We start from the raw sequence: 17285 nt of genomic DNA on the forward strand, positions 1-17285 counted from the left end.
GCAGATTGAGAAGGAGTTCTCGTGACTGCTGATGTTGTGATCGTCGGGCAGGGCTATGTCGGCCTCCCGCTGGCGCAGGAAGCGACCAGGGCGGGGCTGAAGGTGATCGGGTACGACATCACCCAGTCCCTGGTCGACGCGCTGAACTCGGGGGTCTCCCACGTGGACGACCTGTCCGACTCCGACATCGCCGAGATGCTGGCCGGCGGCTACGAGGCCACCACCGACGAGTCCCGCATGGCCGGCGCCAAGACCATCGTGATCTGCGTGCCCACCCCCCTGTCGGACGAGGGCGGCCCCGACCTGCGCGCCGTCGAGGGCGCCACCGCCGCGATCGGTCGCAACCTCAAGCCCGGCACCACCGTGATCCTGGAGTCCACGACCTACCCGGGCACCACCGACGAGGTGGTGCGCCCCATCCTGGAGGAGCTCTCCGGCCTGACCGCCGGGAAGGACTTCCACCTGGCCTTCTCCCCCGAGCGCATCGACCCGGGCAACGAGAAGTTCGGCGCGAAGAACACCCCCAAGGTCGTCGGCGGGTACACCCCCGAGGGCGGCGACGCCGCCGCGAAGTTCTACGAGCAGTTCGTCGACACCGTCGTGCGCGCCAAGGGCACCCGCGAGGCCGAGACGGCCAAGCTGCTGGAGAACACCTACCGGCACATCAACATCGCCCTGGTCAACGAGATGGCCCGCTTCTGCCACGACCTGAACATCGACCTGTGGGACGTCATCGACGCCGCGAAGTCCAAGCCCTTCGGCTTCCAGGCCTTCTACCCCGGCCCCGGCGTCGGCGGGCACTGCATCCCGATCGACCCGAACTACCTGTCCCACAACGTGCGCTCGCGTCTGGGCTACCCCTTCCGCTTCGTGGAGCTGGCCCAGGAGATCAACTCCCAGATGCCGAACTACGTCGTCACCCGCGCCCAGGACGCCCTGAACGAGGACGGCAAGGCCCTCAAGGGCGCCACCGTCCTGCTGCTCGGTGTGACCTACAAGCCGAACATCGCCGACCAGCGCGAGTCGCCGGCCGTCCCGCTGGCCAAGGCCCTGGTCGCCAAGGGCGCCAAGGTCCAGTTCCACGACCCCAAGGTCGAGGACTGGAAGGCCCTGAACGGCCAGGCCACCAAGGTCACCGACGCCCTCCAGGGCGTCCAGGACGCCGACCTGGCCATCCTGGTCCAGAACCACCGCGAGTACGACGTCCAGGCCCTGGCCGAGAACGCCACCCGCATGCTCGACACCCGCGGCGTCACCACAGACACCGAGACCAGCCACCGCCTGTGACCAGCGACCCCCACGGGGTCACCACCGCCGGTGGAGGTGGGCAGTCCCCGGACACCCCCTCCACCGGCGGTTCGCCGTCCTCGGCCGAGCTCGAGGCGATCGCCCGGGAGAACGGCCTGCACCGGGTCGGTCACCGTCCCGGACTGGGTGAGTACCTCGCCGACCTGTGGAGCCGCCGGTCCTTCCTGTGGACCCTCTCCACCGCCCAGGCCTACGCCAAGACCCAGGAGTCGCGGCTGGGCCAGGTGTGGTCGGTGCTCAACCCGGTCATGCTGGCCACGGCCTACTTCCTGATCTTCGGCCTGCTGCTGGGCACGCGGGGCGGAACCGACAACTACATCGGCTTCCTCACCGCGGGCATCTTCACCTTCACCTTCCTCTCCACCGTCATGAGCATGGGGGCGAAGTCCGTCACCGGCTCGATGCAGCTGGTCCGCTCGCTGTCCTTCCCCCGCGTGCTGCTGCCGGTGTCCAAGGTGCTCACGGAGATGATCGCGGCCGCCCCCACCTTCGCGGTGCTGGTGGTGATCATGCTGCTCTCCGGGGAGAGACCGACCTGGGAGTGGCTCTGCTTCCCGCTGGCGCTTGCCCTCATCGGAAGCATGTCGCTGGGCATCGCGATGCTGCTGGGCCGGCTCGTGCACGACTCGCGCGACGCGGCCAACCTCATCCCGCTGGTGATCCGGCTGCTGCGCTACGTCTCCGGCGTGTTCTACGCCGTGGACCACTACCTGGCCGCCGCCGGCGCGCCGTCCTGGCTGGTCGTCGTCATGACCTACCAGCCGGTCGCGGTGATGATGAACCTCGTGCGCGAGAGCCTCATGGGCGAGGCCGCGCTGAACCCGGCCACCTGGGTGGCCGGTACCGTCTGGGCGGTCGTCCTGCCCGTGGTCGGCCTGCTCTGGTTCTGGCGGGGGGAGGGGACCTATGGACGCGGCTGAGGGCACACCCACGGTCGTGGTCGACCACGTCGACATCCACTACCGCATCTTCGGCACCGGCGAGCACCGGGCGGCGCAGTCCACCGGCACCGGCCGCCGCGGGGCCCTGGCCCGGGCCGGGCACCGTGCCGTCGGTGGTGGGCAGGACGTCGTCCACGCCGTGCGCGACGTCAGCTTCGTCGCCTACCGGGGCGAGTCGATCGGGCTCATCGGTCGCAACGGATCCGGCAAGTCGACCCTGCTGCGGGCCGTCGCGGGCCTGCTGCCGCCCTCCTCGGGGCGCATCTGGGTGCAGGGCCGCAGCACGCTGCTGGGCGTCAACGCGGTGCTCATGCCGACCCTGTCCGGCGTGCGCAACATCCAGATCGGCTGCCAGGCCCTGGGCATGTCCCGCGCCGAGGTGGCCGAGAAGCTCGACTCGATCGTGGAGTTCTCGGGCCTCGGGGACGCCGTGAACCTGCCGATGAAGTCCTACTCCTCGGGCATGGCCGCCCGACTGCGGTTCGCGATCTCGACCGCCGTCGTGCCCGACGTGCTGGTGGTCGACGAGGCGCTGGCCACCGGTGACGCCGACTTCAAGGACCGCGCCCAGAAGCGCATCCGCGAGATCCGCGACCAGGCCGGCACGGTCTTCATGGTGAGCCACTCCAACGCGATGATCCGCAAGCAGTGCACGCGGGCGATCTGGATGGACACCGGGAAGGTGCGCCGGGACGGCCCGGTGGAGGAGGTCATGACCGCCTACGAGAAGGCCACCCGTCCCGCGCGGAAGGCGGCCCCGAAGAAGGCCGCACCCAAGAAGCCGGCCGCCAAGAAGCCGGCTCCCGAGCAGGCACCGACCAAGAAGACGCCCCCCGGGAAGAACACCTGATCGTGCGGGTGCTGGTCGTCACGACCGTCCACCACCCGGGGGACGCGCGCATCCGTGAGCGGCAGCTGGCCGCGATGCTCCGGGCCGGGTGGCAGGTCACCTACGCGGCCAGCTTCCGGGACCACGGCCTGGAGCCGCCGACGGACACCGACCGCCTGCGCTGCATCGACCTGCCGCGAGCGAGTGGCCGTCGTCGGCTGCGGGCGCTGTGGGCCGCCGCACGACTGCTGCGGCAGGAGGGCCCGCACCACGACGTCGTGCTGCTCCACGACCCCGAGCTGCTGCTCACCGTCCCGTTCTCCGGGGTGGCCGACAGGGTGGTCTGGGACGTCCACGAGGACCCCGCCGCCGCCCTGCCCACCCGCAGCTACCTGCCGGGCCCCACGGGTGCCTGGGCCGCCCGGGCGCTCCGCACGGTGGAGCGGGTGGCCGAGCGGCGGCTCACCCTGCTGCTCGCCGAGCACGCCTACGCTGAGCGCTTCGCGCGCCCGCACACGGTCGTCCCGAACACCGTCCCGGTGCCCGACGAGGTGCCGCTCCCCGGTGACGAGCGCGTGGTGTACCTGGGCAACGTCACGCGCCTGCGCGGCAGCCGGGAGCTCGTGGCCCTCGGGGCCGCCCTGCGCCGCTCCACCGGCGGGGCCTGCCGACTGCACGTCGTCGGCCCCGCGACCGGGGACTGCGCACAGGAGCTGCGCACCGCGCAGGAGCAGGGCGACCTGGTGCACCACGGCTTCGTCCCGAACGCCGAGGCCGCCCGGCTGCTGGACGGGGCGCTGGCGGGCGTGAGCCTGCTGGACGACCTGCCGAACTTCCGCCACTCCATGCCCACCAAGGTGCTGGAGTACATGGCCCACGGCATCCCCGTGGTCACCACCCCGCTGCCCCTCGCGGTGGCCGAGGTCGAGGCCGCGGGCTGCGGTGTCGTCGTCCCGTTCGGACCCGCCGGGGTCGAGCAGGCGCTGGCGGCCCTCCTCACCTGGCGGGAGGACCCGGCACTGCGCTCCCGGCTGGGGGGTCTCGGACGCGAACGGGCCGTCGCCCACCACGGGTGGCGGGCGACGGCCCCGGTGTTCCTCGACGCGCTGCGCGCCGTGGCCGCGCGTCAGGGGCGGCCGAGCCCCCGGTAGGTCCAGCCGGCCGCGCGCCAGGCCTCGGCGTCCAGCGCGTTGCGCCCGTCGATGACGGTGGCGGTGTTCACGGTGTCGCGCAGGGCCGCCGGGTCGAGCTCGCGGAACTCCTTCCACTCCGTCAGGTGCACCACCAGGTCGGTGCCCGCGACGGCCTCCTGCGCCGAGTCGGCGTAGGTGAGCGTCGGGTACACCTTGGCGGCGTTGGCCATGCCCTTCGGGTCGTAGACGCGCACGTCGGCACCGGAGAGGTGCAGCGCACCGGCCACGGCGAGCGCCGGGGAGTCGCGGACGTCGTCGGAGTTCGGCTTGAAGCTCGCGCCGAGCACGGCCACCGGGCGCCCGTTGAGGTCGCCGCCGAGCTCGCGCCGGGCCAGCTCCACCACGTGCTCGCGGCGTCGGCCGTTGATCTTGTCGATCTCGGCGAGGAACTCCAGCGCCTGCCCGGCCCCCAGCTCCCCGGCGCGGGCGGAGAAGGCGCGGATGTCCTTGGGCAGGCAGCCGCCGCCGAAGCCGACGCCGGCGTTGAGGAACTTGCGGCCGATGCGCTCGTCGTGGCCGATCGCGTCGGCCAGCTTGGTGACGTCCGCCCCGGCGTGCTCGCAGATCTCGGCCATCGCGTTGATGAAGGAGATTTTGGTGGCCAGGAAGCTGTTGGCCGCCACCTTCACCAGCTCGGCGGTCGACAGGTCGGTGACCACCACCGGGGTCCCGTCCTCGGCGATGGTCTGCGCGTACACCTCGCGCAGGATCCGCTCGGCCCGCTCGGAGGTCACGCCGAACACCAGGCGGTCGGGGTGCAGCGTGTCCTGGACCGCGAAGCCCTCACGCAGGAACTCCGGGTTCCACGCGAGCTCGGCCGTGACGCCCTCGGCGGTGTTCTGCGCGACGTACTCGGCCAGCCGCTCGGCGGTGCCCACCGGCACGGTGGACTTGCCGGCCACCAGCGCACCGTCCTTCAGGTGCGGGGTGATCGAGGCGATCGCGGCGTCGATGTAGGTCAGGTCGGCAGCGTGCGAGTCGGCCTTCTGCGGGGTGCCCACGCCGATGAACACGACGTCCGCCTCGGCGATCTCGGAGAAGTCGGTGCTGAAGCGCAGCCGGCCGCTGTCCACCTGCTCGGCCAGGATCGGGTCGAAGCCCGGCTCGTAGAAAGGGCTCGTCCCGGACTGCAGCGCCTCCACCTTGGCCCGGTCGACGTCCACGCCCACGGTGTCGAAGCCCAGGTGTGCCATGCCGGCGGCATGGACGGCCCCCAGGTAGCCGGTACCGATCACTGCAACGCGCATTCGCGTGCCTCCTCCGCCCCGTCAGGGGCCTTCGCTGGTTCGCCTCACACTATGCGATATCGCCCCCGTGCCCGGTGGACGACCCGGGCCGCTCAGGGGTGCGAGAATCCGCCCATGAGCCAGCAGATCCTCTCTGAACTCGTCGCCAACGTCGCCGCCGTGCACGTCACCGTGGGCCAGCAGGTCGAGGCCGGCACCGAGGTGGCGCTGCTGGAGTCCATGAAGATGGAGATCCCGGTGCTCGCGGAGCACCCCGGCACCGTCGAGGCCGTGCACGTCGGCCCGGGCGACCTGGTGCAGGAGGGTGACTCCCTGGTCGTCCTGTCGGACTGACCGCTCAGCCCTCGCGCGCCGCCCACCAGCGGCGCAGCTCGGCCTCCGCGGCATCCTGCCCCACCGGCCCGGCGTCGAGCCGGTACTGGAGAAGGTGGTCGTAGGCCTCGCCGAGCACGGGTCCGGGGTCGATGCCGAGCACCTGCATGATCTGGTGCCCGTTGAGCTCCGGCCGCACCGAGGCGAGCTCCTCCTCGGCCTGGATGCGGTCGATCCGCTGCTCGAGCTCGTCGTAGGTCCGCGCCAGGCGCCGCGCCTTGCGCTGGTTGCGGGTGGTGCAGTCCGCCCGGGTCAGCAGGTGCAGGCGCGAGAGCACGGGCCCGGCGTCGGTGACGTAGCGGCGCACGGCCGAGTCGGTCCACTCCCCCTCGCCGTAGCCGTGGAAGCGCAGGTGCAGCTCCACGAGCCGGACGACGTCGCGGGTCGTCTCCTTGTCGAAGCGCAGCGCACGCATCCGCCTGCGCGTCATCTTCGCGCCGACCACCTCGTGGTGGTGGAAGCTCACGCGCCCCCCGGGCAGGAACTTCCGCGTGGGCGGCTTGCCGATGTCGTGCAGCAGGGCCGCCAGGCGCAGCACCAGGTCGCGGTGGGGCACCTCCTCGGCCGCACCCTCGCGCGGTCCCTCGAGGTCCATCGCCTGCTCGAGGACGATGAGGGAGTGCTCGTAGACGTCCTTGTGGCGGTGGTGCTCGTCGGTCTCCAGCTGCAGCGCCGGCAGCTCGGGCACCACCTGGTCGGCCAGGCCGGTGTGCACCATCGCCTCCAGTCCGGCACGGGGACGGTCGGCCAGCACCAGCTTGATGAGCTCGTCCCGGACGCGCTCGGCGGAGACGATCTCCAGCGAGGACGCCATCTCCCGCATCGCGTCCAGCACCCGCTCGGAGGGCACCAGCCCCAGCTGGGCGGCGAACCGGCAGGCCCGCATCATCCTCAGCGGGTCGTCCGCGAAGGACTCCTCGGGCCGGGTGGGGGTGTCCAGCTCCCCGGCCTCCAGCGCCGCCAGCCCGCAGTGGGGGTCGACGAACTCCAGCGAGGGCAGCCGCAGCGCCATCGCGTTGACGGTGAAGTCGCGGCGCACCAGGTCGTCGGCCAGGTCGTCACCGAAGCGGACCTCGGGCTTCCGGCTGGCCCGGTCGTAGATGTCCGAGCGGTAGGTGGTGATCTCCACCGTCGCGTCGCCCTTGCGGGCACCGATCGTGCCGAAGGCACGCCCCAGGTCCCAGGTGGCGTCGGCCCAGCCCTCGAGCACCCGCTCGATGTCGTCGGGGCGGGCGTCGGTGGTCAGGTCGAGGTCCGGGGACGGGCGCCCGAGGAAGGCGTCCCGGACCGGTCCGCCGACCAGCGCCAGCTCGTACCCGGCCGCCGCGAAGCGTTCCCCGAGCTCGGTCAGCAGGGGCATCACCGGCACGAGGTGCTGCAGGGCGCGCCGGAGGAGGTTCGGTGCGGGGGTGTCGCTCACGGTCGTGACCACGGCTCCTGGGTAGGGACTGGGCGGCGGATGAGTCTACGGGGGCCGTTCCTCCACCGTCGGTCCGATGTCGCCGCAGGTCAGACCGCTACCATGAGCAGATGACTCTCTCGATGCATCGCTCGGTCCAGTCGCCTCGGCGACTGCCGTCGATGCGCGAGACCTCGGCCGGTGGAGTGGTGGTGAAGGTCGAGCCGGGACGGGCCCGGCTCGCGCTCATCGCGCGCTTCAACCGAGCCCACCGCCTGGAGTGGTGCCTGCCCAAGGGACACGTGGAGGCCGGGGAGACGCTCGTGCAGACGGCGGTCCGTGAGGTCGCGGAGGAGACCGGCATCCGCAGCCGTCCCATCCTCACTCTGGGCACGATCGACTACTGGTTCTCCACCCCGGAGCGCCGCATCCACAAGCGCGTGCACCACTACCTCCTGGAGGCGATCGGGGGCCGCCTCACCGTGGAGGAGGACCCGGATCACGAGGCGGTGGACGTGCAGTGGTTCGACCTGCCCACCGCGCACCGCACCCTGACCTTCCCCAACGAGCGACGGATCGCCCAGATGGCGTGGCGCAGGTTGTGCGGCGGGTGATCGCCCGGCGGGTCCGGCGGGGTCTGGCTCTGGGGGCGGTGGGGGTCCTGTCGACGCTGCCCGCGCACGCCGGGACGGTCCACCCCGCGACGAGCTGGGCGGACCCCCCACCGGTCGACCTTCGACTCGACGAGGTGGAACCCGGCTGGGTGACCGGTGGACGCGAGGTCTCCCTCACCGCCTCCGTGCACACCACCGACGAGTCCGTCTCGGACGTCAGGGTGACGCTCTCGACCTCCGACGTGGTCACCGACCGGGACGGCGTGACCGAGTGGCTGGAGCAGGGCCGGGGGGCCCGCCACCGGGTGCGGTCCGAGAGCGTCGGCTCCGTCGGGTCCGACACGCACCGCAGCCTCGATCTGACGCTGCCCACCGCCCCGAGCGACCGCCCCGTCGTCCTGCCGGTCTCGGTCGCCGTCTCGGGCACGGTGGACGGCGAGCGCGAGGTCCTGGACGTCCAGCGGACGGTGGTGCCGGTGCTGCCGGAGGCCGGCTCCCCGGAGCGTCCCACCACCCCCACGACCCGGGTCGGCTGGCTCCTCGGGGTCACCGCGCCCCTCTCGTCCGAGCAGTTCTCCAGCAGCACCGAGCAGCGCACGGGCGCGTGGACCGAGGCGGTCGGGGACAGCCCCTCGGTGGACGCCGCCGCCACCCTGGGCGATGAGGTGACCCCGGCCGTGGACCCGGCCCTGGTGCCGCACCTGGACGAGGAGCTGAGCGCCGAGGTGCTCTCGCCCGAGGACGGGCTGTGGCGACTCAGCCGCTTCGGCGTCGACCCCGCGGCCGTGCACCGGGACGACACCGCCCTGTGGGAGCGCGCGACGAAGCCCACCGATGCCGTCGACGGCCCGCTGCTGCTGGACCTGAGCTCCGCCGAGGGGCGTCGCGGCAGCTCCGACGCCGAGCTGCGCCGCCTCGTGTCCCGGACGCCCGAGGACACGGTGGTGCTGGCACCGGCCGGTTTCCGTGACGAGGGCACCAGCAGCGGGAAGGGGGCCGAGGAGGATCCGGGCAACTGGTGGAACCGGCGCCGGGTGGGCTGGGTGGACCAGGGGCTCTCCCACCACCTCGCCTCCCCGCGGGACCCGTCGTCCGGTGACGAGACCGGGCGCGCCGTCCCGGGGCAGGCCCTGCTGGGGCTGACCCTCCTGCCCGGGGACGTCCCGGACCCGGACCGCCCCCGGGACGTCGTGGCGGCCCCCGACCCGACCCGCGTCGACGGGGAGGCCCTGGCCGATGCCCTCGAGCTCGCCGGGAAGGCGCCCTGGCTGGAGTCGCTGCCTGCCTCCGAGCTCCTGTCGTGCACCGCGAGCTCCTGCCCGACCGGCCCCGGGGAGGGCACGGCGAGGTGGCCGGCCATCACCGACGAGGGGACCCCCCGCGAGGTGGAGCCGCTGGGCTCCCTGGTGGACAACGCCCGGGCCCTGGCGAGCGTGACCACCGGCTCCCAGCAGGACCTGCTGCAGGACGCCCCGGTGGCGCTGCTCTCGGACGCGTGGACCCAACCCTGGCAGCGGCAGCGCGCCCTGGAGCAGGCCGAGCAGACGCACGACGACCTGCTGGGGGCGCTCGACGTCGAGGACAGCACCGTCAACCTGCTGGCGGACTCCGCCGAGCTGCGCGCCACCGTGGCCAACAGCAGCACCACGACCTTCGAGGACCTGCGGGTGGTGGTCAGCCCCGGCAACTACCGCGTGACCGCCGACCAGCCGGAGGACACCCTCCAGCTCGGTCCCGGTGGCCGGGCCAGCACCTCGTTCACCGCCCAGGCCCACGCCGTCGGCCAGGTCCCGGTGCGCATCCTGGTGACCACGCCGGACGGGGAGCAGGTGCTGGCCCGTGGTGAGGTCACCGTGCACGCCCGCCCGGCGGACGGGTGGTGGTACACCGGCATCGGTATCGTGACCGCGCTCCTCATCGGCTTCGGAGCGTGGCGCACGGTGCGCCAGGTCCGATCCGGAGCGCCCCCCTCCCCGTCCGAGACCGGAGATCCTGCGTGAGTTCCTCCAACGTGGGCCGCAACGCGGCCCTCATGGCCGCCGGGACCCTCACCTCCCGCGTGCTGGGTCTGGTCCGTGTCGCCCTGCTGACCGCCGCCCTGGGCGCGGCGACCAACGTCGGCAACGCGTTCGACACGGCCAACCAGCTGCCCAACGTGCTGTTCATCATCATCGCCGGAGGTGTGCTCAACGCGGTGCTGGTGCCGCAGCTCACCAAGGCCATGCGGCACGAGGACGGCGGGCAGGACTTCACCGACCGGCTGCTGACGCTGGCGCTGACGATCATCGCGGCGCTCACGGTCGTCGCGGTGCTCGCCTCACCGCTGCTGGTGGCCCTCTACGGCTCGGGCTACACGCCCGAGACGGCCCGGCTGTCGGTCTTCTTCACGATGCTGTGCCTGCCGCAGATCTTCTTCTACGGCCTCTACACGCTGCTCGGCCAGGTGCTCACCAGCCGCGAGTCGTTCGTGCCGTACATGTGGACGCCGGTGCTGGCCAACGTCGTCCAGATCGCCGGCATCGTGCTCTACCTGGTGGTCTACCCGCGCGAGCCGCAGGTCGCCGACGTCACCTGGCCGATGATCCTGCTGTTGGGCGGCAGCGCCACCCTCGGCATCGTCATCCAGGCGCTCGCCCTGATTCCGTGGCTGCGGAAGATCGGGTTCTCCTACCGTCCGCGGTGGGGCTTCCGCGGGGTGGGCCTGCGCAGCGCCTCCACGGTCGCCCTGTGGTCGCTCGCCACCGTCGTCGTCGCGCAGCTCGGCATCATGGCCAACAAGTCGGTGCTCTCCCACGCGCCGCACGGCGTCGCCGGCCAGGCCGCGTACACCAGCGCCTTCCTCATCTTCATGCTGCCGCACAGCCTGGTGACGGTCAGCCTGCTCACGGCGATGTACCCGGCCATGTCGCGCCGCATCCACGACCGGGACATGGACGCCATCGGCGAGGACCTCCGTCAGGGGCTGCGCAGTACCACCGCGGCCGTCATGCCGCTGGCCGCGCTGCTCATGGTGATGGGGCCGGCCGTGGCCGCGCTCATGTTCCCCTCGCAGACGCCGAACACGGTGCGCGCCATCGGGTTCGCCGTCGGCATCCTCGCGGTGGGGCTGGTGCCGTACGCCGCCATCGCGCTCTTCCAGCGGGCGTACTACGCCTTCGAGGAGGGGTACAAGCCCTTCATCATCCAGATCGTGTCCACCGCCCTGATCGCGGCGATGGCCCTCCTGGCGCTGGGTCTCCCCGCCGAGCACGTGCTGCTCGGCATCGCCCTGGCCCAGACCCTGTCCCAGTTCGGCGGCGCGGCCTTCTCGACCCTCCTCATCCGCAAGCGGGTGCCCCAGGCCCGGCTCGGGTCGCTGGTCGGCTTCTACGCCCGCCTCTCCGTCGCCAGCCTGCTGGCCGGGGCGGGCTCCTGGTTCACGATGCAGTGGGTCGCAGGCCTCACCGGCGCCGACGCGCTCGAGTTCGGCACGGACCTGGCCAACCACTGCGGCGGCGCCAGTCAGATCGCGTGCCGGGAGGTGCCCCGCGTGGCCGACCAGTGGGGCGCCGTGGCCCTGACCGCCGGCGCGGCCGGTCTGGTGTTCGTCGCGGTCTTCGCAGCACTCACGGCGCTGCTGGACATCCGGGAGGTGTCCGGCGTGGTCCGGCAGGTGCGCAAGCGGCTCCTGCGACGCTGACCGGACGGCCACCGCCCACCGGCGCCCACTCCCTCCTACACTCGGGGACATTCCCCGCACCGTGGGCCCCAGGGAGAGGACATCGTGCTGCCACTGCAGACCGGCACCATCGTGAACGGCCGGTACCGGCTGCTCCACCCGGGCCAGGAGGTCGAGGGGGTCGACCGCTGGGTGGCCGAGGACACCACGCTGAGGCGGCAGGTCGACCTCTGGATCACCCCGGAGGACGGCCCCCGCTCGCCGGCCGCCCAGGACGCGGCCCGTCGGGCGGCGCTCGTGGAGGACGGCCGGCTGCCGCGCGTGCTGGACATCGGGGTCGAGGACGGCATCCAGTGGGTGACCACCCAGCACGACGCACGGGCGGAGACGCTGGTCGAGCTCGTCGAGGACGCGCCGCTTCCCCCGGGTGAGGCCCGGCGGCTCGTGGGGGAGGCAGCGCGGGCCCTGGAGGTCGCCCGGCGCCACGGTGTCCACCACACGGCCCTCGGGCCGCAGTTGCTGGAGCGTGACGCGACCGGCGGCGTCAGGGTCACCGGGCTCGGTCTGGTCGCGGCCCTCACCGGCAGCGACGTGCTCGGGGACGACGCCGCGGCCCTGAGCGACACCCGTGACCTGGTGGCCCTGCTGCACACCGCCCTGACCGGCACCTGGCCGGGTTCGCTCCCGGTCACCGGCATCGCCACCGGTGCGCCCTCGCGGCCGAGTCGCGTGGTCGACCACGTGCCCCACGACCTCGACGAGCTCTGCGCCCAGCTCGGCGCCCCCGGTGCCCTGGAGATCGACGGCACGTCCGTCAGCACGCCCGGTGAGCTCGCGGAGGTGCTGCGGCCGTGGAACGGCAGCACGGTCACCGGCCGGGGCAGGCTGCGTCCCGGCGCGGGGGCCGGCGGGGCGCTGGCCGGTGCCGGTGCAGCCGGCACCGTGGGCGGTGGGGCCGCTGCCGCCGCCGCGAGCGACGCACCCACCACCGCCGTGCCACTGGCCATCGACGCCCCCACGCAGGGCATCGCCACCGGCGCCGCCGCGGACCAGGGTGCCAGGGGCGTCGACGGTCGATCCGACGGCGGCACCGGGACGAGCGGAGAGGCCGGGAACGGCGACGGATCGCGGCGTCGTCCGGGGCCCTTGCTGCTGGTGGCCGGATCCCTGCTCGCACTGGGCGCCGTGGCGCTGGCCGCGACGACCCTGCCCGATCTGCTCGGCGGTGACGACCGCGGTGACGAGACGGCCGTGGAGAGTCCTGCCCCGGATGACAGCGGGGCCCCGGCCTCCTCGACGGAGACCGGGGATGACACCGACGGTGCCGAGCCCTCCGACCAGGGCTCCGACACGGGATCCGCACCGCAGGAGTCCGGGAGCACGTCAGAAGCGGACGACTCCGCAGCGACCCCGGTGGACGACGAGACCGGGAAGGACACCGCCCACGGTGGCTCCCAGGACGGTACGACCCCCGGGGCGCCGACGGACGAGCCCACCGCCGACGAGGGATCCGACGACCGGGCCGAGGCACCGTCCTCCGGTGACACGGCGCCCACGGACGACCACGGCGCCCCCGATCCCTCGGAAGACGGGGCGGACGGCACCGGGGCGGACGGTCCGGACGGGTCGGCGACCCCGTCGTCCTCGGACACCCCGAGCAGCAGCGCTCCCTCCACCCCCTCGCCGAGCTCGTCACCGGGCACGTCGTCGCCGCCCCCGGACAGCAAGGCCCCCGACGGAGGCTGGGCCATCGCCGACATCGTGGGCTACGACCCCGGCCACGACGGCGACGAGCACACCGACTGGACCAACCGCATCAACAACCCCTCCTCGCCGCTGCCCTGGTCGACGCACAAGTACGACCACCCGCCGTTCGGTGGCTACACCGACGCCCTGGGGCTCCGGGTCGACCTCGGCGAGGTCCGCGAGGTGTCCTCCGTCGACATCGGCATGCCCGAGGGGGACTGGCGGTACGAGGTGAAGGTGGGGCCCAGCCGCGACATCGGCCGTGCGGTCACCCTGGGCAGTCCCCGCGGGGGCGGTGATGCCACGTGGACTCCCGACGAGCCGGTCCAGGGCCAGTACGTCTTCGTGTGGTTCACCGACACCGCGCCCACGGGCGACGGTCGGTGGGCCGCCGAGCTCGAGGACATCACCGTCCACTGAGGGGTGGAACAGGTGTGATCCCCTCGCTGTTGTCATGCGCGGGTGTCGGCTGGCACCCACCACCGTCAGGACCCCCAGGAGTTTTCGTGAGCATCATCGCCCAGACCTCAGCGGTCACCCTGTCGTCGCAGAGCGAGACCCAGCCCGCCGGGACGTCCTCCTCCGAGGGCGAGGTGCGCGAGGTCGTCATCGTGGGCTCCGGGCCCGCCGGCTACACCGCCGCGGTCTACGCCGCCCGTGCCAACCTGCGCCCCGTGGTCGTCGAGGGCTCGGTCACGATGGGCGGTGCGCTCATGAACACGACCGAGGTCGAGAACTTCCCCGGCTTCACCGACGGCATCATGGGCCCTGACCTGATGATGCAGATGCGCTCCCAGGCCGAGCGCTTCGGCGCCGAGCTGGTGACCGACGACATCGTCGAGATGGACCTCACCCAGCCGATCAAGACGCTGCGCGACGGCTCGGGCAACGCCTACCGCGCGCGGACGGTGATCCTGGCGATGGGCTCGGCCTACCGCGAGCTCGGCCTGCCCCGGGAGAAGGAGCTCTCCGGTCACGGCATCTCCTGGTGCGCCACGTGCGACGGCGCGTTCTTCCGCGAGCAGCACATCGCCGTGGTCGGCGGTGGTGACTCGGCTGTGGAGGAGGCGACCTTCCTGACGCGTTTCGCCGACAAGGTGACGATCGTGCACCGGCGTGACGAGCTGCGCGCCTCCAAGGTGATGGCCGACCGCGCCCACGCCGACCCCAAGATCGAGTTCGCCTGGAACTCCGAGGTCGCCGCGATCCACGGCGAGGACAAGCTCTCCGGCATCACGCTGCGCGACACCACCACGGGCGAGGAGCGCGAACTCGACATCACCGGTCTGTTCATCGCCATCGGGCACGACCCGCGCAACGAGCTGATCAAGGGTCAGGTCGACCTCGACGCGAGCGGCTACGTACAGGTGCAGGGGCGCAGCACACTCACCAACCTGCCGGGCGTCTTCGCCGCCGGCGACCTGGTCGACCACACCTACCAGCAGGCGATCACCGCCGCCGGGACCGGTTGCCAGGCGGCCCTCGACGCCGAGCGGCACCTTGCCACGATGGACAGCTCCGACGTCGATCACGCGCAGATCGAGCCGACGTCGGACGAGACCGTGCCCGGCGACGCGCCGGCCTGACCCCTGATCCCCCACCAACCCCGTTCAGAAGGAGCCACCATGGCAGGAACCACCGCCACCACCGACTCGACCTTCGACCAGGACGTCCTGCAGAGCGACGTGCCGGTCCTCGTCGACTTCTGGGCCGACTGGTGCGGCCCGTGCAAGCGCGTCGCCCCGATCCTCGAGGAGATCGCCGGTGAGACCGAGGGCAAGCTGCGCATCGTCAAGCTGAACACCGACGAGAACCCGCAGACCGCTGCCAAGTACGGCATCACCTCGATCCCGACGATGCACGTCTTCTTCCAGGGCGACGTCGCCAAGACCATCGTCGGCGCCCAGCCGAAGCCGAAGCTCATGAAGGAGCTGGAGCCCTTCCTGGGCTGACCCACTCCACGCACGAGAGCGGCCCCGAGCGAGATACTCGGGGCCGCTCTCGTGTTTCACGTGAAACTTCCTCGCTCGCCGGCGTCCTCCGACCGGGGGGTGCTCACCAGCGCCGCACGTCCCCGACGGTGCATCCAAGAACGTGTGCCCGAAGGACACACGCGCGTTCCTGCTGTCCTGTCGTCACTCCTGCATGCGACGTGCGCGGAATACCTGCACGCACACACGCACGGGAAGGGCTCGGCGGTGGGGCTCCTCTCCGCGACACCGTGGGGCCTCCACCTCCACTGAACGACTTGCTCGATGCACTGCCTGGCTCGGTGGATCTACCTGGTCGACCGCACCCCACACGCTCGCCGCATCGAGCGGGGTGACCGCCCCAAGGCATACCTGCTGAGAAAGCGGGCACCCTTCTCCGGCCGGCCAACCTGTCGAACGGCGGCGTGTCTGGCGACCACCCGTGCTCAGCGCCACTCGCACCTGTGGCGCGGAGCCCGCCCCTGCACGGCAGGAGTGCGGGCTCACGGGACGACTTCCACTCGTCGCGACCCCGGACCGAACCCGGGAGCACGCCACTCAGAGGACGCCGGGGCGAGACCACTGGGACCCACCTCTCCGACGCAGACCCGGGCGCCGTCAGATCAACCCGAAACACGTGAAGGGGGCATGTTCCACGTGGAACATGCCCCCTTCAGGCTCAGCCGCCAGCGGCGGACGCAAAAGTGGTCGCTCGGTTCAGTCCTCCGGCGCCAGGAGCGTCAGGATCCGGTCCAGGTCGTCCTGCCCAGCGAACTCGACGGTCAGCGTGCCCTTGTTCCGCCCCATCTTCACCGACACCCGGGTGTCCCAGCGGTCGGACAGCTCGGCCGCCAACTCTTCGTGCTGCGGGGTGTTCCGGGAGACCGGGCGGCGCCGCGATGCGTTCTTGGCACCGTCCTCCTGACCCGCTCCCAGGGCGATGAGCTCCTCCAGCCCGCGCACGGAGAGACCCTCGGCGACCACGCGCTGTGCCATGCGCTCCATCGCTGCACCGTCCTCGAGTCCGAGCAGCGCACGGGCGTGACCAGCGGACAGGACTCCCGCCGCGACTCGTCGAGCCACGCTCGGCGGCAGCTTCAGCAGACGCAGCGAGTTCGTGATGCGCGGGCGACTCCGGCCCAGGCGCTTGGCCAGCTCGTCGTGCGTGCACCCGAAGTCCTCCAGCAGCTGCCCGTACGCCGCTGCCTCCTCCAGGGGGTTGAGTTGCACCCGGTGGAGGTTCTCCAGGAGTGCCTCACGGAGCATCTCCTCGTCGTCGGTCTCCCGCAGGATCGCCGGAATGGTCTCCAGGCCGGCGAGGCGGGAGGCACGCAGACGACGCTCACCCATGATGAGCTCGTAGGCGTCACCGACACGGCGCACGACCACCGGCTGCATGACACCGAGCTCCCGGATGCTGTGCGCGAGCTCCTGAAGATCGTCCTCGTCGAACACCTCGCGGGGCTGGCGGGGGTTCGGCGAGATGTCATCGACCGGCAGCTCGACGAGACGCGCCGGAGTGTCCGCCGCACCCGCTTCAGGACCTTCGCCCGCAGTCGGCACCGAGACTCCTGCTACCCGGCTCTCCGCACCAGCACCACTGGCGCGCTCGTGCTCACCGTGAGAACCCTCACCGGTCGGACGCCCCGAGGACTCCGCACCCTTGTCGGCCGCACCCTCCTCGTCACGCCGCGGCCAGTACACGTCGCGCGGCCGGGCTCCGTGATCCTCCTGGGGAATCAGTGCACCCAGTCCACGTCCGAGCCCTCTGCGCTGACCTGCCATGCCTACTCCTCACTCTTCATCGCCCCTCACAGGCGACCCCACAGTGTCCCATGACGGAGCGCATCAGAGACCCCGCACTGTGGACGACCATCCGTGTGTCGCCCGTTTCACGTGAAACACAGCGCCCTGCGCTTGTCTGTACAGACCCCCGCACCTGTCTCACACGACGCCCCGCCCGCCCGGACATGACGAAAGGCGGCCCTCCCGATGGGGAGAACCGCCT

14 protein-coding genes are annotated in these 17285 nt (G+C 71.9%); 11 read left to right on the forward strand and 3 right to left on the reverse strand.

Translation table 11 applies throughout. The features are described from left to right. Positions 1-21: 21 nt before the first annotated feature. Genes ACY8FT_RS09825 through ACY8FT_RS09840 form a run of 4 tightly spaced genes read left to right on the forward strand, consistent with a single transcriptional unit; the run spans position 22 to position 4229 of the window. Positions 22-1287 (forward strand): nucleotide sugar dehydrogenase, encoded by a 1266-nt coding sequence (locus ACY8FT_RS09825; protein ID WP_462418718.1) that lies wholly within the window; start codon positions 22-24, stop codon positions 1285-1287. Next, positions 1284-2228 (forward strand): ABC transporter permease, encoded by a 945-nt coding sequence (locus tag ACY8FT_RS09830; RefSeq protein ID WP_462418719.1) that lies wholly within the window; start codon positions 1284-1286, stop codon positions 2226-2228. Before ACY8FT_RS09825 ends, ACY8FT_RS09830 begins: the two co-directional genes overlap by 4 nt. After that, positions 2215-3099, forward strand: coding sequence for an ABC transporter ATP-binding protein (locus ACY8FT_RS09835; RefSeq protein WP_462418720.1), 885 nt, complete (start codon positions 2215-2217; stop codon positions 3097-3099). Before ACY8FT_RS09830 ends, ACY8FT_RS09835 begins: the two co-directional genes overlap by 14 nt. A gap of 2 nt (positions 3100-3101) precedes the next feature. Continuing rightward, the gene (locus ACY8FT_RS09840) at positions 3102-4229 is read left to right on the forward strand and encodes a glycosyltransferase (RefSeq protein ID WP_462418721.1); all 1128 of its coding nucleotides are present in this window, start codon (positions 3102-3104) and stop codon (positions 4227-4229) included. Here ACY8FT_RS09840 and ACY8FT_RS09845 read toward each other — a convergent pair. Continuing rightward, the gene (locus tag ACY8FT_RS09845; protein WP_462418722.1) at positions 4205-5518 is read right to left on the reverse strand and encodes a UDP-glucose dehydrogenase family protein; all 1314 of its coding nucleotides are present in this window, start codon (positions 5516-5518) and stop codon (positions 4205-4207) included. The two genes, ACY8FT_RS09840 and ACY8FT_RS09845, sit on opposite strands and share 25 nt — an antisense overlap. Positions 5519-5632: 114 nt before the next feature. On the opposite strand from ACY8FT_RS09845, the gene ACY8FT_RS09850 reads away from it, so the two are divergent. Further along, positions 5633-5851 (forward strand): biotin/lipoyl-binding carrier protein, encoded by a 219-nt coding sequence (locus tag ACY8FT_RS09850; protein ID WP_462418723.1) that lies wholly within the window; start codon positions 5633-5635, stop codon positions 5849-5851. A gap of 4 nt (positions 5852-5855) precedes the next feature. On the opposite strand, the gene ACY8FT_RS09855 is transcribed toward ACY8FT_RS09850, so the two are convergent. After that, entirely contained in the window at positions 5856-7322 is a 1467-nt protein-coding gene (locus tag ACY8FT_RS09855) for a CCA tRNA nucleotidyltransferase (RefSeq protein WP_462418724.1), read from the reverse strand. A gap of 98 nt (positions 7323-7420) precedes the next feature. Here ACY8FT_RS09855 and ACY8FT_RS09860 point away from each other — a divergent pair, with 98 nt between their 5' ends. The 6 genes from ACY8FT_RS09860 (at position 7421) to trxA (ending at position 15259) form a co-directional block, all read left to right on the forward strand. Further along, a complete protein-coding gene (locus ACY8FT_RS09860; RefSeq protein WP_462418725.1) occupies positions 7421-7903 on the forward strand; it encodes an NUDIX hydrolase in 483 nt (160 codons plus the stop codon). Then, entirely contained in the window at positions 7879-9903 is a 2025-nt protein-coding gene (locus tag ACY8FT_RS09865; RefSeq protein WP_462418726.1) for a hypothetical protein, read from the forward strand. Before ACY8FT_RS09860 ends, ACY8FT_RS09865 begins: the two co-directional genes overlap by 25 nt. Then, entirely contained in the window at positions 9900-11582 is a 1683-nt protein-coding gene (gene murJ, locus ACY8FT_RS09870; protein ID WP_462418727.1) for a murein biosynthesis integral membrane protein MurJ, read from the forward strand. Before ACY8FT_RS09865 ends, murJ begins: the two co-directional genes overlap by 4 nt. A gap of 84 nt (positions 11583-11666) precedes the next feature. Next, positions 11667-13727 (forward strand): protein kinase family protein, encoded by a 2061-nt coding sequence (locus ACY8FT_RS09875; protein ID WP_462418728.1) that lies wholly within the window; start codon positions 11667-11669, stop codon positions 13725-13727. 119 nt (positions 13728-13846) lie between these two features. After that, positions 13847-14893 carry a thioredoxin-disulfide reductase gene (gene trxB / locus ACY8FT_RS09880; protein WP_462419091.1) on the forward strand — a complete coding sequence of 349 codons (1047 nt, stop codon included), beginning with the start codon at positions 13847-13849 and terminating at the stop codon, positions 14891-14893. 39 nt (positions 14894-14932) lie between these two features. After that, positions 14933-15259 carry a thioredoxin gene (gene trxA / locus ACY8FT_RS09885; RefSeq protein WP_462418729.1) on the forward strand — a complete coding sequence of 109 codons (327 nt, stop codon included), beginning with the start codon at positions 14933-14935 and terminating at the stop codon, positions 15257-15259. A 735-nt stretch (positions 15260-15994) separates the two neighbouring features. On the opposite strand, the gene ACY8FT_RS09890 is transcribed toward trxA, so the two are convergent. Beyond that, positions 15995-17062 (reverse strand): ParB/RepB/Spo0J family partition protein, encoded by a 1068-nt coding sequence (locus tag ACY8FT_RS09890; RefSeq protein WP_462418730.1) that lies wholly within the window; start codon positions 17060-17062, stop codon positions 15995-15997. Positions 17063-17285 lie beyond the last annotated feature (223 nt).

This window comes from Kytococcus sp. Marseille-QA3725 (genome assembly GCF_054950055.1).